The sequence below is a fragment of the Micrococcus sp. FDAARGOS_333 genome, from assembly GCF_002206575.2.
GTDB classification, from domain to species: Bacteria; Actinomycetota; Actinomycetes; order Actinomycetales; family Micrococcaceae; genus Micrococcus; species Micrococcus lylae.
Genome location: NZ_NJFJ02000001.1, coordinates 233,391 through 251,993, shown reverse-complemented (window position 1 = coordinate 251,993; position 18,603 = coordinate 233,391). Strand labels below are relative to the sequence as shown.

Sequence of the window (18,603 nt, the reverse complement as noted above, 5' to 3'; positions counted from 1 at the left end):
AATCTGCCTCGACCTGGCAAAGAGGATCTCGTCCCCCATGCACACTGACACCGAGACAGCCGCCGGCTTCCCGCCCTCCGACTTCTCTCGAGACGATCTGCCCCTGTCCACCCTGGTGGCCCAGGGGCTGACCCTGCGCACCGTCCGGGGGCCCGTCTTCGGCCCGGTGGACCTGGTGCTGCCGCCGCAGACCCATCTGGCCGTGCTCGGCTCACAGGGCACCGGCCGCTCGGCCCTGCTGCTGGCCCTGACCGGCCGACTCGACGGCGTGAGCGGGGACCTCGTCCTCACCGGAGGTCCCGTGGACGTCGCGCTGGACAGCGCGGAGCGTCCCGCCGCACGGGCCTACCGGCCGGAGATCGACGCGTCTCGGCATCCCCACGCGCTGCGCTCCCTCACCGCCGTCGCCCGTGTCACGGACCTGGTGGAGCTCGAGCCGGCACTCACCGTGCGCGAGGCGGTGGACGAGCGCTGCCTCCTGGACGGCGTCCGGCGCCGGGCAGGCAGGGAGCGTTTCGCCCTCCTCGCCGAGGCCGTCGGCCTGGGAGTGGACTCTGATGCGGAGGTGGGGGAGCTCTCTGCGCTGACCCGGGCGCTGATCGCCGCGCTCCTGGCCTGTCTGCGCCCGTCCCGGCTCGTCACCTTCGACGACGTGGACGCGTCCCTGACCGTGGACGAGCTGACCCACCTCTATTCCGCCATGGACATCCTCAAGGACCACGGGCACTCGTTCGCCGTGAGTGCCGTGGGCTCCGCGCCCACCCCGCGCGACGCCGTGATCCTCACCCTGCACTCTTTCCGGGAGAACTGATGCTGTTCCGCTACGAGCTCCGTCGATTCCGCCGCGGCCTTCCGCTGCTCGCCCTGATCTTCGTCGTCCTCGTGCCCGCGCTCTACGGCGCCCTCTACCTGTCCGCGAACTGGGACCCCTACGGGAAGCTGGACCGTCTTCCGGTGGCCATCGTGAACGAGGACAAGCCGGTCAAGCACGGAGATACCACCCTCACCACAGGCGCGGACATGACGGAGAGGCTGGTGGAGGACAACGACTTCGACTGGCATGAGACCACCCGTGAGGAGGCCGAGGAGGGCCTGCGCGACGGGCGCTACTACCTCATCCTCGAGATCCCCTCCGACCTCAGCAGTAACCTCATCAGCCCCGACGGGGGCGAGACGCCACAGCAGGCCGAGATCACCCTGCGCCGTGACGATGCGAACGGCTTCGTGATCGGCTCCGTCACCGCGTCGAGTGAGGCGAAGGTGGAGGCGGCGGTGAACCGGTCCGCGATCGAGGCGTACTTCGAAGCCGTGTTCGACAACCTGAGAGAGCTGCGCGGCGGCATGTCCGAGGCCGCCGATGGAGCTGCGCAGCTGAAGGAGGGCGCCACCTCGGCGCGGCAGGGTTCCGCACAGCTCGATGAAGGCCTCGCCGAGGCCAAGGACGGCTCGTCCCAGCTGGTCTCGGGCGCCGGAGAGCTGGCCTCGGGTGCCGGAGAGCTCGCCGACGGTGCCGATCAGGCCTCCGCCGGCGCGGTCCAGCTCTCCGACGGGGTCTCCCAGGCCCAGGACGGTGCCACGCAGCTGAGCTCCGGTCTGGGCGAGGCTCGAGACGGCTCCCAGAAGCTGGCCTCCGGTGCCGGTGAGCTCGCCGAGAAGGCCCCCACCCTGCGGTCGGGAGCCCAGGACCTCTCCGACGGCCTGGGCGAGCTGCAGGCCGGTTCGGCCGAGCTCGCCGACGGCGCCTCCCAGGTGGCCGACGGCACCCAGAAGCTCCATGACACCGTGGTGCCCCGCCTGGACACCGTGATCGAGCGCCAGGACGCCGTAGCCGCTGACGTCGCGGCCGTGGACGAGGGCGTGCAGCGCGTGGGCGCGGCCGCCGGGAAGGGCGAGGAGGGCGCGTCGGCGCGCATCGCCGAGGCCCAGGCCGCCCTGGCCGAGCTCGGCGAGGAGGACCCCGACCTCGCGGAGTCGGAGCAGTACGCCGCGCTGCAGAAGGCGCTCGTGGGCGCAGACGAGCGTGTCACCGAGGTCAATGACAGGGTGCAGGAGGTGGCGGGCCTGTCCGCGGCCGCCGACGAGCGCGTGCAGACCCTCGTCGGCGAGAACGCGGCCGCGCAGGCCAAGAAGGACCTCACGGACCTCAACAACGGCGCCCACGCCGTGGCCGACGGTGCACAGACCCTGCAGGGCGGCATCGGAGAGGCCAAGACCGGCGCCGATACCTTGGCGGACGGGGCCGGACGGTTCGCGGACGGCCTCGAGCAGCTCGGCGCGGGTGCCACCGAGCTCGACCAGGGCCTGGGAGCCCTCCAGGACGGTGCCGGGTCGCTGCAGAGTGGGCTCGGCGAGCTCAAGGACGGTGCGGACGAACTCGTCGAGGGCAACGCCTCGTTGGCCGACGGCGCCCATCAGCTGGAGGACGGCGCCACGCAGCTGCAGTCCGGAGCCGTCGAGCTGGACAGCGGCATCGGCGAGCTCAAGGACGGCTCCGCGTCACTGCGTTCGGGGCTGAACGAGCTCGAGGACGGTGCCGGTCAGCTGGCCACAGAGCTCAAGGACGGCGTCGAGCAGATCCCTGCGCTGACCGAGAGCGAGCGGGACGAGGCGGCGCTCGTGATGTCCCGTCCGGTCAAGGCGAACATGGATGTGGAGCACTCCGCCGAGGTGTACGGCCGCGGCATGGCGCCGATGTTCTTCTCCATCGCCCTGTGGGTGTTCGGCATCGCCGCCTTCAACATCATGCGTCCGGTGAGCGCCCGGCTGCTGGCCGGACGCCGGAACCCGCTGGCCCTGACGCTCGCGGCGTGGCTGCCGGTGGGCCTGGTGGCGATGGTCGGCAGCCTGGTGATGCTGGGTGCCACGATGCCCCTGGGCCTGGAGCCGGTGCATCCCGTGCGGGCGGTGGCGCTCACGCTTCTGGTGGCCGCGACGTTCTCCCTCATCGCGCATCTGATCCAGAACGCGCTGGGCACGCCCGGTTCCGCGGTGTTGCTGGTCCTGCTGGTCCTGCAGCTGGCCTCCACCGGCGGAACCTATCCGCCCGCGGTCCTGCCGGGCTTCTTCCAGGCGCTGCACCCGTTCATGCCCATGACCTACTCGATCGAGGCGTTCCGGGTCGCGATCTCCGGCGGATCCGAGCAACACTTCTGGACGGCGTGGACCGTGCTGCTGGTGATCGGGGCCGCCGCCCTGGCCCTGGACATGCTGGTGGTCCACCGACGCCGCAGGTTCCGCATGAAGGACCTGCACCCGGCGCTCCAGGGCTGAGGGGGAGGGCGGTCCGGCCCTCAGCCCGGGTCCCCGATGGGCGCCGCCAGCGTCAGCCACCGCTCGTCCACCACGAACCCGAGCCGCTCGACGGTGCGCAGGATCGCGGCGTTCTCGGCTGCCCCTCCGGTGCGGAAGACGGTCACGGCAGGCGAGGGGCCGGCGTCGGGGGACGCGGGGAAGGCGAGGGCGAGCATCGAGGCGGCCTTGAGGGCCGTGCCGAGCCCGTGCCCGCGCAGGTCCGCACGGACCACGGTGAAGTCGACCTCCGCCACCGGTCCCTCGACGTCCAGGTACGTCAGAGCCGTCAGCGCCCCGTCCGCGGCGAAGAGTCCGAACGCGTGGCGGACATCGGTCGGCCGGGCCGACTCGGCTGTCATGGGGGCATGCGCGGTGGCCGGCCCGCCCGGGTAGTCGCCGGCGGTGGCGGCGTCCAGGGCGAGGGCCGCGGGGACGTCGTCCACGGTGAGCGGGCGGAACGCGCCCAACTCCTTCACGACGGCGGCCGCCTCCTCCCAGCGTCGGCGCGCCTCGTCCGTGGCCTCGGCCTGCGCGGCCCAGGACTCCTGCACGACCCTCCAGCCGGCGGCGGTGAGGGCGGGGACGTCGGGATGGTCGGCGGGCAGGATCCGCGGAGAGGTCATGGCTCGAGCGTACGGGGGCGCCGCCAGGGCGACGTCCCAGGCTGCGGTGCGCGGCCGTCGTCGGGAAGCGGCCGACGCGGGCCGGGAGGCGTGGCGCGCACGCATGGGGGACACTGGTGGCTCACCCGACAGCACGGACACGGAAGGGACCGCCGAGGCATGCAGCTGGACCTGATCGTGGAGAACGCCCGGATCATCACCGGCGACTTCCACCGCCCCACCGCCACGAGGCTCGGCGTGTGGAACGGCGTGTTCGTGGGCGTGGACGAGCGCATCGAGGGCCTGGACGCGGCGGTCCGCGTGGACGCGGGCGGACAGGTCATCACCCCCGGGTTCAACGACGCCCACGCACACTCCGTCTGGTTCGGCCAGTCCCTGCTGGAGCTGGACCTCGAGGGCCTTCAGAGCGCGGACGCCGTCTACGCGGCCATCGAGGAGCGGGCCGCGCAGCTGGATCCGGGCCTGTGGGTGGTGTGCACCGGCTACAACCCGGACGAGCTGACCGGTCCCGAGCCGGAGCGCGACGGCCTGGACGCGGCGGCGAAGGGTCGTCCGGTGCTGCTGCGCCACAGCCACGGCCACGCCTACACCGTCAACTCCGCCGTGCTGTTCATGGCCGGCATCCCCGAGGGGATCCATCGGCAGCCCGAGGGCGGCGAGATCGTCACGGACGCGGGCGGACGGCCCACCGGCGTGCTCAAGGAGACCGCCATGTCCTCCGTGAACCGGCTGCTCCAGCCGGAATCGGACACGTCGATCGCCGACGCGCTCGAACGGGCGTCCGCGGCGTATGCGGCCGACGGGCTCACCTCCGTCACGGACGCCGGTGTGGCCGGCGGCTGGATCGGCCACAGCCCCCTGGAGTTCGGGGCCTACCAGCGGGCCAGGGACGCCGGCATGCTCAAGACCCGCTTCCAGGCCATGGTCACGCTGGACGCCCTGCACCCGGTGGCCGGCCATGCCGACGACGGCGAACGCGTCACCCTGGACGCCGGCCTGCGCACGGGCCTGGGCGACGAGTGGCTGCAGGTCGGCCCGGCGAAGGTCTTCGCGGACGGCTCGATCATGAGCCGCACCGCCGCCATGACGCAGGAGTACGAGCACTGCCACCACGTGTACGGCTACCTGCAGCAGGACGCCGCGCACATGCGGGCTTCCACACTGGCGGCCGCCGCGGCCGGCTGGTCCCTGGCGCTGCACGCCCTGGGGGACGCCGCCGTGGACTTCGCGATCGAGACGATCGAGGAGGCGCAGCTGTCCTACGGCCGTCCCCGCATACCGCACCGGATCGAGCACGGCGGCGTGGTCCGGGACGACCAGATCCGGGACATGGCCCGGCTGGGGATCGTGCTGGCCACCCAGCCGAACTTCATCGCCGCATTCGGCGAGGGCGAGGAGGAGCGACTCGGCGCGGAGCGGGCGAGGCTGTCCTACCCGGCCAAGCGCCTGCTGGACGCCGGCATGGTCCTGCCCGGCTCCTCCGACCGCCCCGTCACCCACGGTGCCCCGCTGCGCGTGATGCAGGACTTCGTGCTCCGCCGGTCCTTCGCAGGCCGTGAGTTCTCCCCGGCCGACCGCATCACCGCCGCCGAGGCCCTGCACGCCTACACCGTGGGCTCGGCCGTGGCCACCGGCTGGGGCGGCCGCAAGGGCCAGATCCGCCCCGGCCAGCTCGCCGACTTCGTGCTGCTCGGCGCCAGCCCCCTGGAGGTGCCGGCCGAGCAGATCGGGGACATCGAGGTCGTCGCCACCGCCGTCGGCGGGGTCTGGGTGCACGGCGGGCTCTGAGCCGCCGTCCCGCCCGACCGGGCCGCCGGGGTCACGCCTGAGGGAACCAGGCCCGTCCGACCGTCACCTGCGTGCCGCGCGGCAGGTCGGGCTCCTCGCCGCGGGCGATCCGCTCGCACGCCGCGTTCATCCGCCGCCAGGCGTCCCGGTCCCGCTGGTGCCGGCGCAGGCCGCGTCCGCCCGGAAACGTCCCGGACCCCTGGGCGTTGCCGTCCGCGTGCCAGGTCAGCGACCACTGCCGCTGCGCGCTCCGCCCCGGCCCGCGCCTGAGGCCGACCAGCCGCACGGTGTCCACCAGCGCGCTTCGGACGGTGTCGTCCACGGCCTCCAGCAGGTCGGCGGAGCCGCTGTCGCAGGCATCGCACCCGCAGTCCGGCTGCACGTCAAGCACCACGTCCGTCGTCCCCCAGGCGATCCGCAGGGACGGCGGGACGGCAGTGTCCGGTGAGCGGCCGTCGTCGTCCTCCTGCTGATTCCCGACGCCGGAACTCGCCTCCGCCTCGGACCCGTCCGTCTCGCAGAGGTACAGGGGGAGGGCGCCGGCGGCGCCCGACGGGGGATCGACGCGCATCAGGCGGTCCACCGGGGCAGGCGGGCCCTCGGGCCAGTCGGGGACCGGCCGGGGCGTGAGCTGCTGGGCCCGGGCCCCGTGCTCCACCAGCACCTGCGCCCAGAGGCGGGCGCGCGCGTGGACGATCCCGTAGCGCTCAGGGTCCGTCACCTGCGAGTACCGCTCGGGCGCAGGCTCCCGTGCGCCGGGGTGCGGGTCCGGCCAGGACGGCATGTCCATGCCGGACCAGCGCCGGTCCACCTCGGCCTGCACCTGCTCGATCTGTGCCATGGGCCGAGCCTAGACCTGCTGACACGCCTCGGGGCTGAGCCGTGCGCGGTCCGCGTCCGGCCGGCATGCGTATACAGTGTTCGGCGTCACGTTTCTCCGCCCGGCCGGTCCGGGGCCGCGGGTCCTGCACAGGCCCGGGCCGTGAGCACCGCCCCCGGCCCGCTGCGTGCGGGCGGGGAGGGCGTGGCCACCACTCGTATCCCGTCCGCACGGACGTCCGGCGCCTTCCGAGCAGGAAGGGCGGCCGGACCGTGCGGCTGTCACCTAGGAGGCCCCCGTGATCACCGACGGGCTGCTCATGATCGGTGTGGTCGCCGGCGTCGCCGGACTGCTGATCGTCCTCGAGAAGACCACCGGCTGGAAGTTCTTCAAGTACGTCCCGGCCATGGTCCTGATGTACCTGACCATCACCCTGCTCAACACGCTCGGCGTGTTCGGCGAAGCGGACAACGAGGCGCGCGACGCGCTCAAGGAGCTGCGCGTCTTCCTGCTGCCGGCGATGGTCTTCCTGTTCCTGCTGCAGTGCGACATCAAGAAGATCATCCAGCTCGGCCCGAAGCTGCTGATCACCTTCTTCGTCACCGCGGTGTCCATCTTCGCGGCGTTCATCCTGTCCTTCCTGATCTTCCAGCCGCTGCTGCCGGAGGGCTCGGACAAGGCGCTCGGCGCCCTGCTGGGCTCCTGGACCGGCGGCTCGGCGAACATGGCCGCCGTGCAGGGGATGGTCGGCGTGCCGGAGTCCGCGTTCGGCATCGCGCTGATCACGGACACCGTCATGTACTCGGTCTGGCTGATGCTGATGTTCTCCGCCGTGGTGTTCTCCGGCGCGTTCAACCGCTTCACCAAGGCGGACACCGCCTACCTGGACCGGCACATCCAGAACGCCCAGGTGGAGAAGGGCGCCATCAACCTCACCAACCTGGCGGGTCTGACCTTCGGCAGCCTCCTGGTCTCCGCGGTCGCCCTGCGCCTGGGCTCCTGGCTCGAGGAGGCCATCCCCTCCATCGCCGACGCCGTGAACGCGACCTCGTGGACCATCATCATCGTCTCGGTGCTGGGCCTGATCATCGCCCAGACCAGGCTGGGCAAGATCGCCGGCTCGCATGAGGTCGGCACCCTGATGCTGTTCATGGTGATCGGCCAGCTCGCCTCGGGCTCCGACTTCGCCGCGATCGCCGAGGGCGGCTGGTTCCTGCTGGCCGGCGCCGTGGTCCTGCTGATCCACGCCGTGCTCATGCTGATCTACGCGAAGCTCACCAAGACCGACCTGTTCTCCGTGGTCGTCGCCTCCGTGGCGAACGTGGGCGGCATGGCCTCGGCCCCCGTGGTCGCCGGCACGTTCTCCCGTCACCTGGTCCCGGTCGGTGTGCTCTTCGCACTGCTCGGCTCGATCCTGGGCACCTGGATCGGCCTGGTCGGCGCCACCATCATGGCGGGCATGTGACATGGACGCGACGACGGACTCCCACCGCATCGTCCGGGTCTCCGCTCGGCTGCATGCCTGCCCGCTGCTGCGCCCGTTCGTGACGGCGCAGCGCCGCACCGAGGCCGTGGCCTATGCGGTCTGCGAGGTCCACCTCGCGGACGGCACGGTCGGCCAGGGCACCGCCGCGGAGACCGTGGCGGTCACCGGCGAGAGTGCGGAGTCCGTCGTCGCGAACCTCGAGGGCCCGCTGCGTGCGGCCGTCGAGGGCGTCACCGGCACGCCGGACGAGTTCGCGCAGCTCGCCCGGCGTGCCGTGGACGGCGCGTCCTCGGCCCGCGGGGCCCTGGACGTGGCGATCTGGGACGCGATCGGCAAGGCCGAGGGCCGTCCGGTGGTGGAGCTGCTCGGCGGCTCCTTCGACCCGGAGGCCGCCTTCGACTCGGACATGACCGTGTCCCTCGAGGACCCGGAGACCATGGCCCGCCACGCCCGTGAGGCGGTGGCGGACGGCTACCGGATCCTGAAGGTCAAGCTCGGCGGGGACACCGCCGAGGACGTGGAGCGGCTGCATGCCGTGGTGGCCGCCGAGCCCGGGGTGAAGCTGCGCATCGACGCCAACCAGGGGTGGTCCCCGGAGGGTGCCGTCACCATGCTCCAGACCATGCACGACGAGGGGTTGCCGATCGAGGTCGTGGAGCAGCCGGTGGCGAAGGCGGACCTTCAGGGCATGGCCCTGGTGCGCCGCGAGTCGCCGTTCCCGATCATGGCGGACGAGTCCGTGTGGACCGCCGCGGACGCGCAGCGAGTCCTGGCCGCCGAGGCCGCGGACATGCTGAACATCAAGCTCGCCAAGACCGGGTCCCTCGGCGAGGGGCTGAAGATCGCGCAGCTGGCGCAGGACGCAGGCGTCACCTGCATGGTGGGCGCCATGATGGAGCCGAAGATCGGCATCACCGCCGCCGCCCACCTGGCGTTCGCCAGCCCGTCCATCACCATGGTGGACCTGGACCCGCCGGCCTGGTTCGCCTCCGCGCTGCCGGCCGGCGGCATGGTGGACGACGGCCGCCTGCGCCTGCTCGGTGGTCCCGGCCTGGGGCTGGACATGCTCCGCCCGGAGGACGACCCGCACCGCGGCTGATCCTCCACACAGCGGCACCACCCCAGGGCGAGACGGGGCGGTCCCGGCATCCACGGCGGATGCGGGGCCGCCCCGTCCGTGTGTCCGGGCCCGGTCAGGTGCGCACGCGGACCTCGCCGCGCATCAGGATCCGGGCGGTGCGGAACAGGGACACCCCGCGGGCATGACAGGTGCCGTCCTCCCGCTGTTCCACCTCGGCTGTCACGGGGGTGACGCCGGAGGGGTGGCCGATGCGCAACACCGCCGCCTTCTCTGCGTCCTTCTTCCCGACGACGGCTCCCTCGCCTCCGCCGGCCGTCTCGCCGGGCGCTTCGCCTGCCGTTGCGACGGCCGTTTCGCCCTCCGCGCCGCAGGAGACGCCGCGCGTGCGGTCGGACAGTGTGTCGGAGACGCTGCGCATGCGGTGGGGCAGCGTGCCGGGGACGGCCGCGGCGGCGGCCAGGCAGAGCGCCCCGGTGCTGGTGACGGCGCGGTGGATGCGGCCCATGGAGACCATCCGCACGGTGATGTCCTGCCCCGCGGCGGGCAGGGTCTCTCCGCTGAGGCCCACCGCGTCCTGGGCGGGGGAGACGACGGCGACCTTCGGGTTCGCCAGTCCCACCGCCTCGGCAGTCTCGGCCATGCCCATGGCCACCGCACCGGCCCGGCGGATCCGCTCCAGCATCGGCTCCAGGCCGTCGATCGCCTCGAGCTGCTCCGGGGTCTCCGCCCCGGTCAGTGTCCTGTCATTCGGCGCCCTGTCATTCAACGCCGTGGCATCCAGCTCTCTGCCATCCAGCGCCTCGTCCTTCAGCCCCGTGCCGGCCGTCCGCAGCGACTCCGCGGCCACGAACACCACGGGATTCGCGGCGTCCACGAGGGACACCTCGACCTGGCCGACGCCGTCGACGTCCAGCACGTCCGTCGGGCTGCCGGTGGGCAGGAGCCGGCCGGTCATCGCGCCGCCGGGCTCGAGGAAGGCGAGCCGGAGGGGCGCACCCGTGCCGGCGACCCCGTCGAGGGCGAGGTCACCGGAGGTGACGGCCCTGCCGGAGGCGACCTGCAGCTCGGCCTCGATCAGCTGACCGGTGTTGGTGGCGTGGATGCGGACGGTGAGCGGGCCGTCGTCGGGAAGGGGGAGCAGGCCCAGCTCCAGGGCGACGGGCGCGACGGCGGCGGCCATGTTCCCGCAGTTCAGGCCGTGGTCCACCACCGGGGAGTCCACGCTGACCTGGGCGAACGTGTAGTCCACGTCCGCGTCCGGGTGCGTGGGCGGGCCGAGGACGGCCGCCTTGGACAGGGAGGACAGGCCGCCGCCCATGCCGTCGAGCTGGCGGTCGTGCGGGTCCGGGCTGCCCAGGGCGGACAGGAAGATCCGGTCGCGGGCGGCACGGTCCTCGGGCAGGTCCTCGGCGCGGAAGAACAGGCCCTTGGACGTGCCGCCGCGGGCGAAGACGGCGGGGACGGAGGTCTCGGTCATGCAGCGAGCCTAGCTGTACTCGGCCATGACGTTGGTGACAGATAGTCCGTTGACGATGAAGAGAACCTCCGGGTGAAGTGGGGCTTGTCAACGGCATCCCAATCACCACGGAGGTTCTCATGTCCCACGCTAACGCCCGGTTGACCCTGTATGGAAGGACGCTACTGGTCCACCGGGTTCTGGAAGAGGGCATGCCCGTGGCCCACGCCGCGGCCTTGATGGGCATCTCGCGTCAGTGCGCGCACCGGTGGGTCTCCCGTTACCGCACCGAGGGCGAACACGGGCTGCAGGATCGTTCCAGCAGGCCTCACCACTGTCCGAGCAGAACCAGCGCCCAGACCGAACAGCAAGTCCTTCAGGCCCGCAGCACGCACCGGCGGGGTCAGGACTGGATCAGCACCAGAGTCGGGGTCCCGGCCAGGACGGTGAACCGGATCCTGGCCCGTCACCAGATGCCTGCCCTGGCCTGTCTTGATCCGGTGACCGGGGAAGTGATCCGTTCTTCGAAGGCCACCACTCACCGGTATGAGAAAGACCGTCCTGGCCAGTTGGTGCACGTAGACGTGAAGAAGATCGGGAAGATCCCGGACGGGGGCGGGTGGCGTGCGCATGGCAGGGCGGCTACCGCTCCGCTCAAAGGACGTCGACCCAAGATCGGGTACGACTATGTGCACTCGATGGTCGACGATTGCTCCCGGCTCTCGTACAGCGAGGCCTTGCCGGATGAGACCGGGCCCACGTGCGCCGGGTTCCTGGCCCGGGCCGCGGTGTACTTCGCTGAGCACGGCATCGACAGGATCGAACGGGTCATGACGGACAACGCCTTGGCGTACAAGAACTCGCAGGCGTTCAAGGAAGCGGTCTCAGCTTTGGGTGCACGGCAGAAGTTCATCCGGCCGCACTGCCCGTGGCAGAACGGCAAGGTCGAGCGGTACAACCGGACGCTGGCGCAGGAATGGGCCTACAGCCAGGTCTGGGCCTCGAATACTGAACGCACGGACGCCCTTGCCCGGTGGCTCCATGAGTACAACACTGAGCGTGGCCACACCGCGCTTGGAGGCAAGACTCCCGCTCAACGAGTGTCATCAACGTGATGGCCGAGTACACCTAGCCAGCGTGCCCGGGACGGTTCAGCGCACCACCTCGTCCGCGTCCCCGGTGATGCTGAGCTTCTCCGCCACGTAGTCCACGTCCTTGTCCCCGCGTCCGGAGAGGTTCACCAGCAGCGTCTGGTCCTCACCGAGGGTCGGGGCGATGCGGAGGGCGTGGGCCACGGCGTGCGCGGACTCGAGCGCCGGCACGATGCCCTCGGTGCGGGAGAGGCGCTGGAAGGCGTCGAGCACGGCGGCGTCGTCCTCGGCCACGTACTCCACGCGGCCGAGCTCCTTGAAGCGGGCGTGCTGCGGGCCGACGCCCGGGTAGTCCAGGCCGGAGGCGATCGAGTGGACCGGGTCCGGGGTGCCGTCCTCGTCCTGCAGCACCAGGGTGGACATGCCGTGGAGCGTGCCGGGGACGCCCTGGCCCATCGTCATGGCGTGCTCGCCCGTGGCGTCGGAGCGGCCGCCGGGCTCGACGCCGATCAGTCGGACGTCTTCGTCGTCCAGGTAGGCGGTGAACGCGCCCATGGCGTTGGAGCCGCCGCCCACGCAGGCGATCACGGCGTCCGGGAGCGTGCCGTAGCGCTCGGAGAACTGGCGGCGGGACTCGCGGCCGACCACGGTCTGGAAGTCGCGGACGACGGTCGGGAACGGGTGCGGGCCCACCACGGAGCCGATCGCGAAGAGGTACTTCTCCGGGTTGGCCGCATAGACCTCGAAGGACGAGTCCACGGCCTCCTTGAGGGACCGTCCCCCGCGCTCCACGGAGACGACCTTGGTGCCGAGCAGGCGCATGCGCACCACGTTCGGGTGCTGCTTGGCGATGTCGACGGCGCCCATGTGGATCTCGCAGTCCAGGCCCACGAGCGCGGCGGCGGTGGCCAGGGCGACGCCGTGCTGGCCGGCGCCGGTCTCCGCGATGAGCGACGTCTTGCCCATGCGCCGGGCGAGCAGCGCCTCGCCCACGCAGTGGTTGATCTTGTGGGCGCCGGTGTGGTTCAGGTCCTCGCGCTTGAGCACGATCCGCGCGCCGCCGAGCTCGGCCGAGAGGCGATCGAGCGGGGTCAGCGGGGACGGGCGGCCGACGAAGTCGCGCAGCAGGCGCGTGTACTCGGCGTAGAACTCCGGGTCCTCACGGGCCTCCCGGTAGGCCTCGGCGACCTCGCGCATGGGGCCCTCGAGCTGCGGCGGCAGGAACGCGCCGCCGTAGGTGCCGAACATCCCGTCCTCCGAGACGTCGAGGTCCGGGGTGTGGACGAGGTCGCAGGCCTCGGCGAGGGTGGTCGGCTCCGGGTGCCGGTGTGCGGTGCGGGGGTCGGTGGCGGTCATCGTCGTGCTCCTTCGAGTGCGGTCCCCCCGGTCCGGATACGGAAGAAGCCGCCCGAGGGGACGGGCGGCTTCGGTGCAGTGCGCAGGAGAAGGGAGCCGCCCTCAGGCGGCCCACCACTGCTGCTGCGTCTGCATGGCAGTGAATCTACTCCTGACGGGAGGCTGCGCGGAATGTGGGGCGAATGTGTCTCACAGGGTGGGCCGGGACGTCCGGGTATCCGGGGTGCCTGGTGGGCCGGGGCCTCCCCAGCGACGCGTAGCCTGAGCGAACGGGTATCGAGAGGAGAGCGTCATGTCAGGGCATGAGTGGCCGTCGAGCACCGGTCAGCAGCAGCCTGAGCCGGGGCCGCCGTGGGAGTCGGTCGCCGGCCCCGTCGGCCCCAGGCTCCGCAGCCCTGCGCGGCCGGTGGCCTGGGTGTGGCTGGCGGCCTTGCTGGTCTTCGCCGGTGCGCTGGCCTTCATGGTCGTCGGCACCGCCGCACCGCCTCCCGATCCTCCCCAGCCGGCCGCCAACGGCCCCCGCTCCCTGTGGGTCGGAGCGTTGCTGGTCCCCGTGGCCGCGGTCCTCGCCGCAGCCGCCACGCTCGTCAGCCTGGTCCGACCGGGGCTGCGGTGGTCCGGCCTGTCCGGGGTGCTCGGCTTCGCGCTCATGGTGTGGGTGATGAGCATGGACCTCGTCGCGGACTCGCGCACGCTCGGCCAGGTCCTGGTGCTGACGGCGGTCGCCTGCTTCCTCGCCGCGACCGTCCTGGCGTTCCGTGCCCGGCCGCTGCCGGGGCGGGGCCCGCGGCGGCGCTGAGGGATCCCGCGCTGTGGTCATGTGGTGAGGACACACCGTCAAGAGCAATGAGCTGCGGGGGTGAGGGGGCGTGTCCTCACCAGTAAGCGAGGGGTCCTGCGCAACATCCTGACCTCCGGCCGGCTGACGTCCGACGACGGCCGTCCGAGACTTCGCCACCTGCCTCCCGACGACGGCCGCCTCCGCCACCTGCCTCCTGACGACGGCCGCCTCCGCCGGTCGGCTCAGCCCTCCGAGCGCCGGTCGGCTCAGCCCCCTGAGGCGGTCGCCTTGCGCGTGGACTGCAGCCGCGCCTGCCGGGCGGCGAGGCGCTCCTGGCGCTCGCCGATGCCCTCGCGCACGGCCATGAACAGGGCGATCAGGCCGATCGTGATGAGGATGTGGCCCAGGCCGGCCATGCCGGGGATCGCGGCGGAGGTGTCCGCCGGGGACTTGCCGTCCAGAGTCAGCAGGCCGCGGACCAGCAACATGACCACCGTGACGGTCAGGCCGGCGTTGTAGACCCAGAAGAAGATCGTGAAGGACCGGCGGGTGTGGAGGGTGAGCACGGCGTCCAGGGCCAGCACGATCAGGAAGAGCATCATGCCCAGGGACAGGATGTGGGTGTGCATCAGGCTCAGCTCGGTCTCCACGCCGAGGTTGCCGGTCAGCTTGGTGAACTCGCGGTAGAAGACGCCGGCGGCCAGGCCCAGGGTCAGCCAGGTGGCGGCGGCGTAGAAGGACTTCATCATGCCTTCACGCTAGGCCGTCCGCCGCTCAGTGCGGGCGGACCGCCCTCCGGTTAGCGCAGGCGGACGACCATCTTGCCGGTGTTGCCGCCCTCGAGCAGGTCGATGAACGCCTGCGGGGCGTCGTCGAGGCCCTCGCGGACGGACTCGTCGAACTGCAGGGTGCCGTCCTGCAGCCAGCCGACGGCCTGGCCGAGCCACTCCTCGGTCACGTCCTGGTGGTCGGCCACGATGAAGCCCTGCAGCCGCAGCCGCTTGCCCACGGCCAGCGCCATGTTGCGGGGCCCCGGGGCCGCCTCGGTGGCGTTGTACTGGGAGACGGCGCCGCACATGGCCACGCGGCCGCCCACGGTGAGCGCCCCGAGGGCGGCCTCGAGGTGGTCGCCGCCGACGTTGTCGAAGTACACGTCGATGCCCTCCGGGGCCGCCTCCTTCAGCAGCTCGGCGGGGTCGCCGGACTTGTAGTCGAACGCGGCGTCGAAGCCGAGCTCCTCCAGGCGCGCCACCTTCTCCGGGGAGCCGGCCGAGCCGATGACCCGCTTGGCCCCGAGCGCCTTGGCGATCTGCCCGACCGCCGAGCCCACGGCACCGGCGGCGCCGGAGACGAACACGGTGTCCCCGGCCTGGAACTGGGCGATCTTCGTCAGGCCCACGTAGGCGGTCAGCCCGGGCATGCCGAGCACGCCGAGGTACGCCGAGTCCGGCACCTCCTCCGTGTCCACGGCCTGCACGTGCTTCGCCTTCACCACGGCGTGCTCGCGCCAGCCGAGCTGGTGCAGCACCCGGGTGCCCACCGGCACGTCGTCGCTCTTGGAGTCCACCACGGTGCCCACGGCGCCGCCGTCGAGCGGGGCGTCCAGCTCGAAGGGCGGCACGTAGGACTTCATGTCGTTCATGCGGCCGCGCATGTACGGGTCCACGGACATCACGTCATTGGCCACGAGCACCTGCCCGTCCTCGAGGGCGGGCACGTCCACGGTCTCGAGGCGGAAGTCCTCGGGCGTCGGGGCGCCGTGCGGGCGGGAGGCCAGCACGATCTGGCGGGTCTGCGTCGGGATCTGGGCGCTGGTGTCCTTCTCGGAAGTCATGTGACGACACTGTCAGCCGCGCCCGGGGCTCGTCGACCCGTCCGGTGCGCCGCCGCGCTCCCGCCGACCTGCGCCGACCACCCCGCTCCCGCCGACCCACAGCAGACCCGCGCCCCGGCATCCGGCGCCATGGTCGCCATGGACCTGGTGACCACGGCGATCGTCCCGATCGTCATCCTGCTGCTCACCGGCGCCGTCCTGAAGCGCCGTGTGATCACGGACGGCGCGTTCTGGCCCGGCCTGTCCTGGCTCGTCTACTGGGTGTTCGCCCCGGCCCTGTTCATCGACGCCGTCGCCGGCGCGGACCTCGGCGCTGTCGCGCTCGGCCCGCTGCTGCTCGCCTTGGTCGTCCCGGTCCTCGCGGTCGCCGCCCTCACCCTGGGCCTCGGCCGGCTCCTCGGGGTCCGCGGGCCGGAGTGGGGGTCCCTGATGCAGGGCACCATCCGCTTCAACACCTATGTGGGGCTGGTCTTCGTCTCCGCGCTCCACGGCAGCCAGGGCGTGGCCACGTTCGCGCTCGCCGTGGCCGTGCTCGTGCCCCTGGTGAACCTGATCTCCGTGGTCACCCTCGCCGCCGGCCGCCGCGCCTCGGACTCGGGGCCCTCGGTGCTCCGGGAGGTCGCCACCAACCCGCTGATCCTGGCCTGTCTGGTCGGCCTGGCCGTGAACCTGACGGGCCTGCCGCTGCCGGGCACCGTCACCGCGACCCTGCAGCTGCTCGCCCAGCCCACCCTGGTCTGCGGCACGCTGCTCGCCGGCGCGGCCCTGTCCCTCCGCGTCGACCGCCAGGACGTCAAGGCCCTCACCCTCGGCGCTGTCCTCAAGCTGGCGGTCCTCCCACTGGCGGCCCTGGCGATCGCCGTCCCGCTGGGCATCACCGGCCCCATGCTCATCGCGCTCGTGGTCATCACGGCCCTGCCCGTCACCCCGACGGCCGCCGTCCTCGCCTCCCGCATGGGCGGCGACGTCCGCCTCATGTCCGCCCTCATCGGCACCCAAACCGTCCTGTCCGTGGTCACCCTGCCGGCCCTCATCGCCCTCGCCCAGCGGGTGGGCGGCTGACGCCCGGGGCCGCACTCCCGTCCTGCCCCCTCCCTCGGACCCCCATCCCTGCTCCCTTCCCGACGACGGCAATCGCCTCCGCCTGTCAGCTCACCCTGTCCGGTCACTCTGGCGGGTCGTGGGCCGGAGGTCTACCGTGCCTGCCATGAGCACACTGCAGCCCCTCGAGACCCTCGACTTCCCGGGCGCCGACACCGCGGTGGTCCGGTTCCGCGGCCAGTCCCTCGACCGCATGCACGAGGCCATGGACCAGGCCTTCGGCCTGCTCGGCGAGGCCATCCGGGCCGGACGGTTCCGACCCGCAGGCCCCGCCTTCGCCCGCTACGAGGGCGACGTCCGTCAGGGACTCTGCGACGGTGTCGACCTCGAGGTCGGCTTCCCCGTGGACACGCCCCTGAAGGCGGGCACCGCGGACGGCGAGCCGGCCGGAGAAGGGGAGCCGGCCGTCGTCGGGTCCTCCCTGCCGGCCTGCCGGCTGGCGATCACCCGCCACCACGGCCCCTACGATCAGCTGCCCCAGGCGTGGGGCGCGTTCGTCGCGGAGATCGAGGCCCGCGGCCTCGTCCCGGCCGACCTGTTCTGGGAGGCGTATGACACCGAGCCGGGGCCGGACGTGGACCCCGCGGACCTGATCACCGGACTCGCCGTCCCGCTGCGGGACTGACCAGACCGCGGTGCACCCGGTCGCCGAGACCACGGCCGGAAGACGGTGGGTCAGCGGCAGGTGGGCGGCGGCGGGCGCCAGTCCGCGATCCGCCGGATCGGCTCGGCGATGCGGGAGTCCGGGAGCCGACGCAGCGCGAAGTTCCGCAGGGCCGCGGCGCCGGGCATGCGCAGGTGCGCGATGGTCCCGAGGTTGCGGGAGAGCCGCGTGATCTCGCGGAGGCGGGGCAGGCGGAGGGTGTCGTAGCGGTCGAGGGCGCGGCGCAGCCGGTCCGTGCTCACCAGGCCGGGGGGCTCGGTGAGCAGGTGGTCCAGGCAGATCGCGAGGGTGGCGGCGTCCTCGAGGGACTGGGCCCCGCCCTGGGCGAGGTTCGGGGTCATCGCGTGGGCGGCGTCCCCGACGAGGACCAGCCGGCCCTGCGAGAACGTCGGCAGGTCCCGGGCCAGCTCCTGCACGGGGCTGAAGTGCATGTCCGCGGGGTCGGTGGCGGCGATCAGCTGGGGGATCGGGGCGTGCCAGCCGCTGAAGAGGGCGTCCAGGCGCTGCAGCAGGTCCGCCGAGGGGGCGTCCCGCTCCTCGCAGCGGGCCTTCAGGAGGGCATCGGTCTCGACCGCGAACCAGTAGGCGCGGCCGTCCGCGAGCGGGGCGAAGCCGAAGCGGGCTCCGTTGCCCCAGGTCTCGCCGGCGGCGTGGATGCCGTCCGGGCCGGTCAGGTCCACCGGCTCGCGGGTGATGGCCCGCCAGGCCGCGTAGCCGGCGTCCTGCAGGCCGGGGTCGTTCGGCCAGGCGCGGCGCACGGCCGAGTGGGCGCCGTCCGCGCCGACCACCAGGTCGAACGCCCAGGTGCGGGCCACGCCGTTGCCGTCCGTGAAGCGGACCGTGCCCGCGGTGGTCACGGACTCCACCCGGCACCCCAGCCGGATGCGGCCGGAGGTCACGCCCGCTGCGAGCATCAGATGCAGCTCCTCGCGCAGCATCACCCGGGTGCGGGCGAGGACCTCAGAGGGCAGCAGGGTGAGCGTCCGACCCGAGGGGGAGCGCTGTGCCGCCACATCGGTGCGGACGGCGAAGGGGTGCTCGGCCAGGGCGTCGCCGTAGCCGAGGGACTCGAGGGCGCGCAGGGCGTTGGGCGCCAGGGTGATGGCCGTGCCGCCCGAGCGGAGGGTGGGGGAGGACTCCAGCACGAACACGTCCGCGCCGCGGCGCTGCAGGCCGGCCGCCAGGGCCAGCCCTCCGATACCGGCGCCCACGACTGCGATCCTCATCGGCG

Annotated in this window: 16 protein-coding genes; 9 read left to right on the top strand and 7 right to left on the bottom strand. The window is 72.4% G+C overall.

Features of this window, described 5'->3' with window-relative positions; genetic code table 11:
• Positions 1-37: 37 nt before the first annotated feature.
• Together CEQ11_RS01235 and CEQ11_RS01230 are read left to right on the top strand one after the other, a co-directional pair.
• On the top strand, positions 38-811 hold the full coding sequence (locus CEQ11_RS01235; RefSeq protein WP_227718663.1) for an ATP-binding cassette domain-containing protein: 774 nt from the start codon (positions 38-40) through the stop codon (positions 809-811).
• A complete protein-coding gene (locus tag CEQ11_RS01230; protein ID WP_088477489.1) occupies positions 811-3,270 on the top strand; it encodes a YhgE/Pip domain-containing protein in 2,460 nt (819 codons plus the stop codon). Before CEQ11_RS01235 ends, CEQ11_RS01230 begins: the two co-directional genes overlap by 1 nt.
• Before the next feature lie 20 nt (positions 3,271-3,290).
• On the opposite strand, the gene CEQ11_RS01225 is transcribed toward CEQ11_RS01230, so the two are convergent.
• Positions 3,291-3,914 carry an acetyltransferase gene (locus CEQ11_RS01225; RefSeq protein ID WP_088477488.1) on the bottom strand — a complete coding sequence of 208 codons (624 nt, stop codon included), beginning with the start codon at positions 3,912-3,914 and terminating at the stop codon, positions 3,291-3,293.
• Positions 3,915-4,073: 159 nt separating this feature from the next.
• Between CEQ11_RS01225 and CEQ11_RS01220 the strand changes: the two genes are divergently transcribed.
• Positions 4,074-5,702 (top strand): amidohydrolase, encoded by a 1,629-nt coding sequence (locus CEQ11_RS01220; RefSeq protein WP_087134411.1) that lies wholly within the window; start codon positions 4,074-4,076, stop codon positions 5,700-5,702.
• A 31-nt stretch (positions 5,703-5,733) separates the two neighbouring features.
• Here the strand turns inward: CEQ11_RS01220 and CEQ11_RS01215 are convergent, their stop codons facing one another.
• Positions 5,734-6,543, bottom strand: a complete 810-nt coding sequence (locus CEQ11_RS01215; protein WP_088477487.1) for a DUF6226 family protein — start codon at positions 6,541-6,543, stop codon at positions 5,734-5,736.
• A 277-nt stretch (positions 6,544-6,820) separates the two neighbouring features.
• Between CEQ11_RS01215 and CEQ11_RS01210 the strand changes: the two genes are divergently transcribed.
• On the top strand, positions 6,821-7,987 hold the full coding sequence (locus tag CEQ11_RS01210) for a DUF819 domain-containing protein (protein WP_088477486.1): 1,167 nt from the start codon (positions 6,821-6,823) through the stop codon (positions 7,985-7,987).
• Between the two features lies 1 nt (position 7,988).
• Positions 7,989-9,107, top strand: a complete 1,119-nt coding sequence (locus tag CEQ11_RS01205) for a dipeptide epimerase (RefSeq protein WP_088477485.1) — start codon at positions 7,989-7,991, stop codon at positions 9,105-9,107.
• Positions 9,108-9,201: 94 nt separating this feature from the next.
• On the opposite strand, the gene CEQ11_RS01200 is transcribed toward CEQ11_RS01205, so the two are convergent.
• Entirely contained in the window at positions 9,202-10,566 is a 1,365-nt protein-coding gene (locus CEQ11_RS01200) for a PrpF domain-containing protein (protein WP_088477484.1), read from the bottom strand.
• 119 nt (positions 10,567-10,685) lie between these two features.
• Between CEQ11_RS01200 and CEQ11_RS01195 the strand changes: the two genes are divergently transcribed.
• Entirely contained in the window at positions 10,686-11,660 is a 975-nt protein-coding gene (locus tag CEQ11_RS01195; protein WP_088478831.1) for an IS481 family transposase, read from the top strand.
• A 36-nt stretch (positions 11,661-11,696) separates the two neighbouring features.
• On the opposite strand, the gene trpB is transcribed toward CEQ11_RS01195, so the two are convergent.
• Complete coding sequence (gene trpB / locus CEQ11_RS01190; protein WP_088477483.1) at positions 11,697-12,992, bottom strand: tryptophan synthase subunit beta; 1,296 nt, start codon at positions 12,990-12,992, stop codon at positions 11,697-11,699.
• 292 nt (positions 12,993-13,284) lie between these two features.
• Between trpB and CEQ11_RS01185 the strand changes: the two genes are divergently transcribed.
• Complete coding sequence (locus CEQ11_RS01185) at positions 13,285-13,791, top strand: hypothetical protein (protein WP_088477482.1); 507 nt, start codon at positions 13,285-13,287, stop codon at positions 13,789-13,791.
• 248 nt (positions 13,792-14,039) lie between these two features.
• On the opposite strand, the gene CEQ11_RS01180 is transcribed toward CEQ11_RS01185, so the two are convergent.
• The gene (locus CEQ11_RS01180; protein ID WP_088477481.1) at positions 14,040-14,522 is read right to left on the bottom strand and encodes a DUF2871 domain-containing protein; all 483 of its coding nucleotides are present in this window, start codon (positions 14,520-14,522) and stop codon (positions 14,040-14,042) included.
• Between the two features lie 50 nt (positions 14,523-14,572).
• Positions 14,573-15,607 (bottom strand): NADP-dependent oxidoreductase, encoded by a 1,035-nt coding sequence (locus tag CEQ11_RS01175; protein ID WP_088477480.1) that lies wholly within the window; start codon positions 15,605-15,607, stop codon positions 14,573-14,575.
• Positions 15,608-15,745: 138 nt separating this feature from the next.
• Between CEQ11_RS01175 and CEQ11_RS01170 the strand changes: the two genes are divergently transcribed.
• Together CEQ11_RS01170 and CEQ11_RS01165 are read left to right on the top strand one after the other, a co-directional pair.
• The gene (locus tag CEQ11_RS01170; RefSeq protein ID WP_088478830.1) at positions 15,746-16,669 is read left to right on the top strand and encodes an AEC family transporter; all 924 of its coding nucleotides are present in this window, start codon (positions 15,746-15,748) and stop codon (positions 16,667-16,669) included.
• 145 nt (positions 16,670-16,814) lie between these two features.
• Positions 16,815-17,333, top strand: coding sequence for a GyrI-like domain-containing protein (locus CEQ11_RS01165; protein WP_088477479.1), 519 nt, complete (start codon positions 16,815-16,817; stop codon positions 17,331-17,333).
• A 50-nt stretch (positions 17,334-17,383) separates the two neighbouring features.
• Here the strand turns inward: CEQ11_RS01165 and CEQ11_RS01160 are convergent, their stop codons facing one another.
• Positions 17,384-18,598: an FAD-dependent monooxygenase gene (locus CEQ11_RS01160; RefSeq protein ID WP_193762961.1), complete on the bottom strand. Its 1,215-nt coding sequence runs from the start codon at positions 18,596-18,598 to the stop codon at positions 17,384-17,386.
• Positions 18,599-18,603: the final 5 nt, after the last annotated feature.